Origin of the sequence: Roseburia sp. OF03-24, from assembly GCF_003463035.1 — a bacterium.
Taxonomy (GTDB): Bacteria; Bacillota; Clostridia; order Lachnospirales; family Lachnospiraceae; genus Roseburia; species Roseburia rectibacter.
The window spans coordinates 17,099-28,508 of sequence record NZ_QSCK01000042.1 but is presented as its reverse complement, the minus strand read 5'-3'; the positions used below and the strand labels follow the sequence as shown (position 1 = coordinate 28,508).

8 protein-coding genes are annotated in these 11,410 nt (G+C 39.7%); all 8 read left to right on the top strand.

The window, feature by feature from the left end:
• Positions 1-162 precede the first annotated feature (162 nt).
• The 8 genes from DXA60_RS16880 to tig all read left to right on the top strand — a co-directional run bounded on the left by DXA60_RS16880 (position 163) and on the right by tig (position 11,334).
• Complete coding sequence (locus DXA60_RS16880) at positions 163-1,173, top strand: hypothetical protein (RefSeq protein WP_117922466.1); 1,011 nt, start codon at positions 163-165, stop codon at positions 1,171-1,173.
• Complete coding sequence (locus DXA60_RS16875; protein WP_117922465.1) at positions 1,170-1,808, top strand: hypothetical protein; 639 nt, start codon at positions 1,170-1,172, stop codon at positions 1,806-1,808. Before DXA60_RS16880 ends, DXA60_RS16875 begins: the two co-directional genes overlap by 4 nt.
• Positions 1,805-4,207: a hypothetical protein gene (locus DXA60_RS16870; RefSeq protein WP_117922464.1), complete on the top strand. Its 2,403-nt coding sequence runs from the start codon at positions 1,805-1,807 to the stop codon at positions 4,205-4,207. Before DXA60_RS16875 ends, DXA60_RS16870 begins: the two co-directional genes overlap by 4 nt.
• Positions 4,208-4,685: 478 nt before the next feature.
• Positions 4,686-6,416 carry an ABC transporter ATP-binding protein gene (locus tag DXA60_RS16860; RefSeq protein WP_117922468.1) on the top strand — a complete coding sequence of 577 codons (1,731 nt, stop codon included), beginning with the start codon at positions 4,686-4,688 and terminating at the stop codon, positions 6,414-6,416.
• On the top strand, positions 6,416-8,209 hold the full coding sequence (locus tag DXA60_RS16855; RefSeq protein ID WP_117922463.1) for an ABC transporter ATP-binding protein: 1,794 nt from the start codon (positions 6,416-6,418) through the stop codon (positions 8,207-8,209). The genes DXA60_RS16860 and DXA60_RS16855 overlap by 1 nt, the downstream gene beginning before the upstream one ends.
• 75 nt (positions 8,210-8,284) lie before the next feature.
• Positions 8,285-8,764 carry an NUDIX hydrolase gene (locus DXA60_RS16850; protein ID WP_117922462.1) on the top strand — a complete coding sequence of 160 codons (480 nt, stop codon included), beginning with the start codon at positions 8,285-8,287 and terminating at the stop codon, positions 8,762-8,764.
• A 25-nt stretch (positions 8,765-8,789) separates the two neighbouring features.
• A complete protein-coding gene (locus DXA60_RS16845; protein WP_117922461.1) occupies positions 8,790-9,833 on the top strand; it encodes a non-canonical purine NTP pyrophosphatase in 1,044 nt (347 codons plus the stop codon).
• 157 nt (positions 9,834-9,990) lie between these two features.
• Positions 9,991-11,334 carry a trigger factor gene (gene tig, locus DXA60_RS16840; RefSeq protein WP_117922460.1) on the top strand — a complete coding sequence of 448 codons (1,344 nt, stop codon included), beginning with the start codon at positions 9,991-9,993 and terminating at the stop codon, positions 11,332-11,334.
• The last annotated feature ends 76 nt before the right edge of the window (positions 11,335-11,410 follow it).

The following is an 11,410-nucleotide window of genomic DNA, read 5'->3' as shown; positions in this document are numbered from 1 at the left end:
CAGAAAAATATAGTTGCTGACAGATACGGATGATTACGTACTTACAACTGGTTAAAAGATAATGTATATTCGACGAAAAAGGCTGATGCGGAGACAAAGTTATTTGAAAAGTTTGCTTATAATGATTCAATACGTAAATTTTTAAAAGCATACGACATTGATTTGATATGTCAAGATATAGAACAGTATCGAAAAGATATAAGTGATCAGTTAAGTACGATTCAGCTTGATGGATGTGTTATTGAAGAAAACAAAAGAAAGCCGATTTTGCTGGGATTGGCAATTGAGTACATCCAAAAAAGATATGATGAATCTATGGAGGGAGAAGAGAATTTTGAACAAAGAAAATGTTGGCGAACAGATTTTATCGAATATCTGAAAGAGATAATGTCTACAGAAACAGAAGGTTTAATAGGTGCATATTTGCGTTCATTTGTCATTGAATGTTGGGAACAAATTCAAGATGTGAATGATTCTCTGGATGAAAAAAAGAGTGATATGCTGGAATGTATCAGGGATAATACGGCACAGTGGTTATTTGAGCTTGGGAGTAATGTACAAGGTCAAATGCAATTATTGAATACTGTGAGTTCACAAAATCAAAGTAAGTTGGAGAATTTTTGTGAAATGCCTATAACAGGGCGTCGTGATATAATAGGCCAGCATTATGATAGCATAAATAATTTCTTAAAATATTTATGGAAAATTATGATAGATATAAATTCCGATATGTTAGAAGAAAAGATGGAAATTACAGAGAAACAAAGAAAAAGATTGATGCCGCAAACTTATATAAATAGTAAGAAAAAGAATTATATCAGCTTGAAATTTCCGGGAGATAATGTTGAAGATGCGGTCATATTAGCTAATATATTAGGTGGATCGATTAACACTAAAATGACAAATGTTTTTAGTCGTATGAAAGAGTTTCAACCTAAAAAGTGGTACATGGAAGCAGGTTATAGAGGTAAATATTTGTATACAATGAAGATTTCAGATATAAAAAAATCAGATAAAAAAGGATTTGAAGTTACAGAGACTGATCCAAATAAATTTGAGATTGAATGTATGGATTGCATTAATATTGATGAGAATGGGTGGAATAAAATCGAAGAATGCGATAAGTGTATTTTTAATGATGATTGTATAAAACAAAAGGAGAATAAAGAATGAAGTGGCAGCAGTGTTTTGAAAAGTATAAATATAAATCGTTGATTTCAGAAAGTAATAATGAAAATGAAAAGACATTAATGGAAATGTTTTTTGAAGAGGGGGAAAAACCAGATGAATTGCAGCAGGTGTATTTAAGTGAAAAGGAAGATGAATTGTTTATAATATTACGGATGGAACCGGATATAGATGCAAAACAGTTGTCGGATAAATGGGATGCAAAAATATTAGCTGTTATTAATTTTGGAGAAGGTTGCGGAATCAGTCATACATGGTTAGAAAAAATGAAATATAACATCACACAAATTATATTATATGGAGAAAAACTACGAAATAAGAATTTGGAAAAATCGATTGATATTTCCAGAAAGATATTTTTAAAGTGTGATAAAAATGATGAATTGGAAGAAACAGAAAAGGTTCGATTGCCTTTCTTATATGATGAGTTTGAGACAATGGAAATTAAATTGAATCAGCGTGAAGAGATAATAGAACTATTACCAGATAAAGATGAGTTTCCATTTTTATATGAAGAACATAAAAAGATTGATGGACGTAGTGTAAAAACACAAGATGAACGGTTAAGTTATACGGATCAGGAATTAGAACTTGTGAAAGGATGGATAATGTCAGAATGAATATAAAAAGAATAAAAATTGTTAATTTTCGTGGGTTCGGTGAAGAAAAAACATTTGAGTTTGAAGGAAAAACATTGGTTATGATGACAGCTCCAAATGGTAAGGGCAAGACATCAGTGATTGATGCAATTGAGTGGTGTATGACCGGTGACATAAAAAGATTGCATGAAGTATATAATACCCGTAATACAAACGCAACAGAGAAAAAACAGAATGCAGGGGCAATTTTGAAAAACAAAAATCATCCTGATGAAGAAACAATAGTAGAAATGCTGATTACGGCAGAAAATAAAGAGTATATTATTCGACGTGAACAGGACAAGGATACGTTAGAAGATACAGGCGAAATATGGATTAATGAGTTTTCAGGAGAACAGGCTGAAGTCGAACTGAGAAAATTGATAAATGTTCAGAATTTTTATAAGTATCATTTTTGTGATATGCAGAAGACATATCGTTTTTTAAGTAAGAGCAGAGGAAATATGGATGCTGAGTTTTCAGATTTTACTGCTGATTATACGGATGTGCAGACTGTAGTAGATAATCTTAATATTTTTGAACAGGATCTTGATCTGCGTGTTGGACAAAAAGAAAGTGAGAAACAAAAAGAGGAAGCATCGGCTGAGAGAATAAGCAAAAACATGGATAAATTTGAAAATATTCCTGAGATTCTGCCATACGAAAAAACAAGATTATACGAAGATGAAAATGTTGATATTATAAAAATGACGATCGAGCAGCTGCGGGCAAGATTAAAAGAATTATATGCATGTGGATATCAAAGAGGAGTCCAGTTGCTTGAACGCAAAATTGCATGCATGAATGCAGAAACGCAAAAAAAGGAACTTGAGAAATTAAAAAATGAATTTACCATACATGAGAAAGAAATCAGTAAGGCTGTAGAGAAAAAAGCAAATCAGAATGACGTATTAAAAAAAGCCGAAGATGATTTGGTAAAATATCAGAAAGAAATTTTGACAGAGGCAAATTTAGAAGGAAATTGCCAGATGTTATTCCAAATAAAGAGTAAAAATTTTAATAAAGAGTTTTGGGAGGAAACAGAAGAAAAGTTAAAAGAATTAAAGAAAACAGAAAGTAGATTAAGTGGAGAAATTCGGACTCTGAGTAAGGGAAATCAGATATTAGATATTCTTACGACGCTTACCACAAAAAAAGCTGGATTGGTAAATTATCGTTTGGAAATGAAACAGAAAAATCCGAAAGAAATTGTCCTGTGTCCGGTATGTGGGGCTGAAAAATTTGATCAGATTCCAGAAGACGATATAACAAGACAGGCGCAGAATTATCAGATAGAACATAGAGAATTAATTGAAAACAAAAAGAAAGAGTTAGATGATATAGAAAAACAGGAAAAGGACATTTGGGAGCTGCGACTGAAAACAGCGAATATGGCATTGGAAGAAGCAAGACTTAAAGCTAAGAAAGAACTTGATTTGTTAACAAGTCTGTACAATGCTTCAAAAGAATTTTTCAATATATTAGGAAAATTGCAGAAGGAAGATGCTGAAAAATTTGAATTAGATAAGATGATATCAATGGAGAATATTGATGCTGCTATTGTATTTGCCGAAAATAAAATGTTAAGTCCAGACGAAAAAAATGCAATAGAGACAGAAATCAACCGGATAGTTGTGATGGTAAATGAAACGAGTCAGGAAGAGACTGATGAAAGTAGATTAAACAGTTTTAAAATAAAAGCTGAATATGCACCAAATGGAATTACATATAACGAGGAAATTTTGAATAAAAAAATCAGTTCGGTAAAGAGTTATCTTGATAATCTGGAATACACAAAAGATACGAAAGCATTGAACGAGTCGAATGAGGAGATAAAGAGAATCCAGGAAGAGATTAATAATTATAAAAAACTTCAGAATAATGTAAAAAAACGTAGAAATGAAATCAGTGCACAAATGGATAAGATGAAGCAAGAAGAATTTGAACAGGTTGGAACATATTTATATAAATTATTTTGTAAACTTTCAAGGGATGTACAGATAGAAACGATTCAGATGAAAAGAACAAAGGGAGATAAAATGGCTTTGCTTGATGAAAGTAATAAACCATTGATTAACATGTTCAGTGATGGACAACTGAGTGTGTTTATGCTTTCATATTTTTTTGGAAATATTTTCAGAATGCAGGGAAATGAAACGTTTCCGATTTACTTTATTGACGATATTACAAGCTGTATGGATGACATTAATATGCTTGCGTTCTTAGATCTTATTAAATATCAGTTACTGATGCCTGATAGAGCAATGCATCAGATTTTTTTCGTGACATGTAATGAAAAAATTCAGAATTTGATTGAGTATAAAATGAAAAATTGTGGGATAGCATATAAAGAAATTGGGATGGAAGAGTTCGCTAGGTAAACAATATTTTACAAAGACTTCAGGTGAAATTAGATATTTCATTACAGGCAGCGCAGGAATGTCTTAGGATATTTGCGAAGAAAACTGTGTAAATGTAGTAGAAAAAAGCGCAATTTACCAGAAGCACTCTTGACAACCCACCCGCCTCAAGCGTATACTTAGCAAAGTAATCTAAAATCCAAAAGAAAGAGAGGTAAAAGTAATGATTAGATTAACGAATGTTACAATGAACGAACTGCATAATCAACATACAATTACCTCGGTTTATTCTGTTACGCTGGCATAGATTCATGCAAAAGTAAATAGAATGTTTTTTGACATACTTCCCGTGGTGAGATATGACACCGCGGGATTTTTTTGTACTAAAGGATCTGTCTGCAAGCGTGCAGACGGTTGTCAGAGTGGTGTGCTACAGCACAAAAATATGTCAGAAACCGGGGATTGTAAAGGGGAAGATAAGGAGGAAGAACAGGGATTTATGAAAAAGTTACATACATATATCGGACATTACTGGTATGGGTATTTGTTCGCAATATGTTCCATGATTATAGCGACCGGACTGGATATGGTTTACCCTCAGATCACACAGAGGATCGTGGATGAAGTTATTACCGGCGGAAAAATGGAACTGCTCACTGGTCTTTTGGTGGGAATCGTTGCAGTCGGGGTCGGACGATGCATCTTTGGATACTGCAAAGAATTTTCATTTGATGTCTTAAGTTCAAAGATCGGTGCACAGATCCGTAAGGATCTGTTCCGGCACATCCAGACATTGTCGATGAATTATTTTGACAATACAAATACCGGAGAGCTGATGGCGAGAGTCAAGGATGATGTCGACAAGATCTGGAATGCGATGGGATATGTCGGAATGCTGACGATCGAGGTCGTCATCCATGTGAGCATGGTGCTCTACTGTATGTTCCATCTGAACTGGAAACTGGCGCTGATACCGCTTGTGACAATGATCTCCTGCGGCGCGATCGCGATCATCATGGAGCGGAAACTGGATAAAATTTACGAGGATATCAGTGAGGAAAATGCGGTGCTGACCACGGTTGCGGAGGAGAATCTTGCAGGTGTGCGTACCGTAAAGGCATTTGCCAGGGAAAAATTTGAGATTGAAAAATTTTTGTCACATAACAAACGTTACTATGACTTGAATATAAGCCAGTCAAAGGTGCTGGTAAAATATTATCCGTATTTTCAGTTCGTGGGAAAAGCACTGCCGGTTGCAATGACGATCCTGGGTGGTATTTCCGTGATGCATGGAAATATGACACTTGGAGCACTTGTTGCATTTGTAGAGTACAGCAGAAACTGCACCTGGCCGATGGAAATGTTAGGCTGGCTGACCAATGATCTGTCCTCTGCCGTTGCTTCTTACAAGAAGATCAAAAAGATTTACGGGGAGACAGCCATGATCAAAGACGGAGAGCAGCCTGTCGTATTAAAACCGGTCAAAGGGGATATTTCTTTCGAACATGTTTCATTTTCCATCGAAGGAAAAGATATTCTTTCCGATATCAATTTTACAGTTCCGGCAGGAAAAACGATTGGGATCATGGGTGCAACAGGTTCCGGAAAATCATCGATCGTCAACCTGTTGCAGCGTTTTTATGATGTGACAGACGGCGCAGTTAAAGTGGATGGTACGGATGTGCGGAAACTTTCGTTAAAACAGCTTCGCAGCAGTATTTCGGTTGTACTGCAGGATGTATTTTTATTTTCGGATACGATCGAGGAAAATATTAAGATGGGGCAGCGCAAGGTGATGCAGGTTGATGAGATACGTAAGGCGGCAGACTGTGCACAGGCAAAAGATTTCATTGAAAAAATGGATGAACAGTATGCAACGGTCATCGGTGAGCGTGGTGTCGGGCTTTCCGGCGGACAGAAGCAGCGTATCAGTATTGCGCGTGCGATCGCGAAACAGGCGCCGATCCTGATCTTAGACGATTCCACGTCTGCGCTGGATATGGAGACAGAACATGAGATCCAGAAAACATTAAATGAATTAAAAGATACAACGAAAATGATCATTGCGCACCGTATCTCTGCGGTTTGTCATGCAGATGAGATCATCTATCTGAAAGACGGCAGGATCGCGGAGCGCGGAACACATCAGGAACTGCTAAAAAAGCGTGGCCTTTATTATGAGACTTACATGGCACAGTACGGCACGTTCTTAGGAGGGGAGGCGATGTAATGGCAGTCAATTCATATCGCGAAGATGAATTTATGGAAAATACCGACAAGAAAAAAATCATGCGGCGGCTGTTTTCCTATCTGCTTGCGTATAAAGGCACGATTATTGCCGTGTTATTCTGTATGGGGGTTACGGTGGCGATTTCACTGGTAAACCCGCTTTTGATCGAGGAAGCGATCGATCACTATATTGCGCAGTCCGATCTGCATGGACTGATCAGACTAGGAATCTTTGCACTGGTGTTAAACCTGATTTTTATTGTGATGGTAAAACTCCGAATGTATGCGATGGCGGTGATTTCCAATAGGATTTTACTAAAGATCCGTCAGGATCTGTATGAGCACATTCAGACGCTGTCATTCTCATTTTTTGACAGCAGACCGACCGGAAAAATCCTTGCGCGTATCATCGGGGATGTCAATTCTTTAAAAGATGTGCTGGTCAATGTGGTCACGACGATGGTGCCGGAATTTGTGACGGTAGTCGGGGTTGTCGTGATCATGCTGGTAAAAGACTGGCGGCTTGCGCTTGCATCACTCTCTACGATCCCGCTTATGATCGCGGGGATCTGGTTTGTACAGACGGCATCCCACAAACGCTGGCAGATATTCCGGAAAAAGGCATCAAACTTAAATGCTTATGTGCATGAGGATATTGCCGGAATGAATGTGGTTCAGAGTTTTGCGGCAGAAGATGAGACACAGGAGATTTTTGAAGGACTGACGGACGAACATCAGAGATCATTTGTGGATGCGGTAACTTACGCTGACATGTTTGGCCCGGTCATTGATTTCTGCTGGGGATTTGGTGCGATGATGCTTTATCTGGTCGGCATCCGTTTTCTGGGATTTGAAAAAGTATCGGTCGGACTTCTGGTTGCATTCGGAACTTATATCAATATGTTCTGGAACCCGATCATGAACTTGAGCAATTTTTATAACAATCTTGTCACAAATCTTACGGCGGCAGAGCGTATTTTTGATATCTTAGATACCGACGCTGACATTGTGGACGCAAAGGATGTGACGGAACTGCCGGATATAGAGGGAAGTGTTGAATTTTCACATGTAAGTTTTACTTATGATAAGGGAACACCGGCGGAAACAAAGGTACTTTCCGATGTCAGTTTTTCTGTAAAACCGGGTGAGACGATCGCACTGGTAGGACCGACCGGAGCAGGAAAAACAACGATCGTTAATCTGATCAGCCGTTTTTATGACATTGAAGACGGCAAAATTTTAGTGGATGGTTACGATCTGACAAAGGTTTCCATTGAGAGCTTAAGGCGTCAGATGGGTGTTATGACGCAGGATAATTTTATCTTTCATGGAACAGTCCGTGACAACATTTTATATGGAAAATTAGATGCGACAGATGAAGAAATGATCGCGGCTGCAAAGGCAGTCAATGCGCATGATTTCATTATGAAAATGGAAAAAGGTTATGACACGGAATTAAAAGAACATGGGGCAGGACTTTCTATCGGACAAAGGCAGCTTATTGCGTTTGCGAGAACCATGATCTCCATGCCGAAAATCCTGATCTTAGATGAGGCAACGTCCAGCATTGATACACATACAGAACTTTTAGTGCAGCAGGGAATCGAGGCATTGCTCTCCGGCAGAACCAGTTTTGTGATCGCACACAGACTTTCCACGATCCAGAACGCAGACCGCATTTTTGTGATCGACCAGGGAGGTATTTTAGAACAGGGAAGTCCGGCAGAGCTGATGGAGAAAAAAGGAGCTTATTACAAACTTTATATGGCACAGTTTGCAGGTCTGCAGGAGTAAAAAAATATTTGCTGCTCACACAGTACGTGTGAACGGTAGCAAAAACGAAACAGAAAATTTCTACAGGAGGATGCGATGTTTTTAACCACACTTTGTTATATCGAAAAAGATGACTGTTACCTGATGCTGCACCGGGTAAAAAAGGAAAACGACCTGAACCATGACAAGTGGATCGGTGTCGGCGGCAAGTTTGAAGCGGGGGAAATGCCGGAAGAATGTATGCTGCGGGAGGTAAAGGAAGAGACAGGTCTCACCCTGACATCCTACCGCGCGCGGGGCGTCATTACCTTTATTTCTAACGAGTGGGGCACCGAATATATGCATTTATTTACGGCAGACCAGTTTACCGGGGAGATAACCGACTGCGACGAGGGAGAACTTGTCTGGGTTCCGAAAAAGGAGATCAAAGACCTGAAACTGTGGGAAGGTGACAAAATATTTCTGCGGCTTTTGGATGAGTGTGAGGAATATTTTTCACTGAAATTGGTGTATGAAGGCGATATGCTGGTCGATAAAAAACTTATCATTGCCGGGAAAGAACAGAAAGCAGAGTGACAGGCCGGTAACAAAGGAGAGAAACATGATAACAAAAACTTACCCGGTCGGCACCCTGCCTGCTTATAAATATGTAGTAGTTTTATCTGAATATCAGGGCAAAATTTTGTTGAGCAGACACAAAAAACGCACCACATGGGAGACACAGGGCGGAAAGATTGAACCGGGAGAGACACCGCTTATGGCGGCAAAGCGTGAACTTTACGAGGAGTCCGGGGCAGTAGATTTTAAGATAGAGCCGTTGTGCGACTATTGGGCAGGAGAGGTGCAGACCAAAGAAGAAGGAAATGGACGTGTCTTTCTTGCAAAGGTAAAAAAGCTGTCAGCCATGCCGGAAAGTGAGATGGCAGAGGTACGCACCTTTGACGAACTGCCGGAAAAACTGACTTATCCGGCGATCACACCGACACTGTTTGAGCGGAAAAAACAGGGCATCGGGAAACGTCTGCTTTACGGCACTGGAAATCCTGCAAAATTAAGTCTGATGCGGAAAAATTTAGAACAGCTGCAGATAGAGATCGTTGGGTTATCGGATATTGATGTGGCAGTACCACAGGCAGACGAGAATGGCGATTCGCCGCTGGAAAATGCAAGGAAGAAGGCAAAGTGTTATTACGAGGCTTTTCAGATTCCGGTGTTTTCCTGTGACACAGGTCTGTATTTTGAAAATGTCCCGGAAGATAAACAGCCGGGCGTTCATGTCAGGAGGGTGAATGGAAAAAATCTGTCAGACGCGGAAATGCTTGCATATTACAGCGGACTTGCTGCAGAGTATGGTGGTCTGCATGCATACTACCGCAATGCCATCTGTCTTATCATGGATGAGGCGCACATTTATGAGTCGATGGATGAAACACTCTCAAGTGAGCCGTTTCTGATCACATCGGTTCCGCATCCGGATGGAATCCGCAGGGAGGGATTTCCGCTTGACTGTCTGTCGGTGAATCTTACAACCGGAAAGTACTATTATGACCTCGATCCGGCAGAACTTGGAAAGGTTGCCGCAGAAGACGGAAGTCTGCGGTTTTTTGAAAAAATAACTGGTATTTTCCCACACAATATGTTATAATCCTAAAATGACTGTGATAGTCGTAGTACGCCCTTTTTTCCGAAAGACAGGCGAAACCCTTGAAAAACGGGGGTGCTCGACAGGAACATAGATTGAAATGAACGGAAAAAAGTACATCAAGTATTCATATAAAGTTTGAAGGAGGAAATGAGTAATAATGAGTGTACAGGTGGAAAATTTAGAAAAGAACATGGCAAAACTTACAATTGAAGTTGCAGCAGAGAAGGTAGAGGATGCGATCCAGGCTGCATATATGAAAGAGAAAGGAAAGATCAGCATTCCTGGTTTCCGTAAAGGTAAAGTGCCGAGAAAGATGATCGAGAAAATGTACGGAGCAGGCGTTTTCTATGAGGAGGCTGCTAATACTCTGATTCAGGAGAATTACGCACAGGCAGTAGAAGAGAGCGGCGCAGATGTTGTTTCAAGACCTTCTATCGAAGTGGTACAGATCGAAGCTGGCAAACCTTTCATCTTCACAGCAGAGGTTGCTGTAAGACCGGAAGTAAAACTTGGTAAATACAAAGGCGTACAGGTAACAAAAATCGATACAACAGTATCTGATGAAGAGCTTGCAGCTGAGCTTGAGAAAGAAAGACAGAAGAATTCCAGAACTGTTACTGTAACAGACAGACCGATCGCTGAAGGTGATACCGCTGTGATCGATTTCGAAGGATTCGTTGATGGCGTTGCATTTGAGGGCGGCAAAGGCGAGAATCATCCGCTTGAGATCGGTTCCCACTCTTTCATCGATACATTCGAAGATCAGTTAGTAGGAAAGAATGCCGGAGATGAAGTAGACGTAAACGTTACATTCCCGGAGAAATACCAGGCAGCAGACTTGGCAGGCAAACCTGCATTATTCAAAGTTAAGATCCACGAAGTAAAAACAAAAGAACTTCCGGAGTTAAACGATGAGTTTGCACAGGATGTTTCTGAGTTCAATACATTAGAAGAGTACAAAGAAGACTTAAAGAAACACTTAGAGGTTCAGAAAGAGGACGAAGCAAAACGCACAAAAGAGGATGAAGCAATCCAGAAGATCATTGACAAATCTACAATGGAGATTCCGGAAGCAATGATCAAAACCCAGTGCGAGAACATGGTAAACGAATTTGCCCAGAGACTTGCCCAGAGCGGACTTTCCATGGAGCAGTACATGCAGTTCTCCGGTCTCACATTAGACAAATTAGAAGAGCAGGTTCGTCCGGAAGCTGAGACACGTATTAAGAGCAGCCTTGTATTAGAGCAGATCGCAAAAGACGAGAACATCGAAGTAAGCGAAGAAGAGATCGACGCTGAGATCGAGAAGATGGCAAAGGCTTACGGCATGGAAGCAGACAAGCTCAAAGAGTACATGGGCGACGCTGAGAAAGAATCCATGAAGAGAGATATTTCCGTAACAAAAGCAGTTGACCTTGTTATGGAAAACGTAAAAGAGAGAGCAAAGGCTAAGACAAAGAAAGATAAAGAAGTGGACGCTGAAGAGAACGCAGAAGAATAAGAGAAGCTTCGTCGAAAGCGGACAACATACAACAGACTGGCTCATTCGGGCCGGTCTGTTTAAGCATATAAGCAAT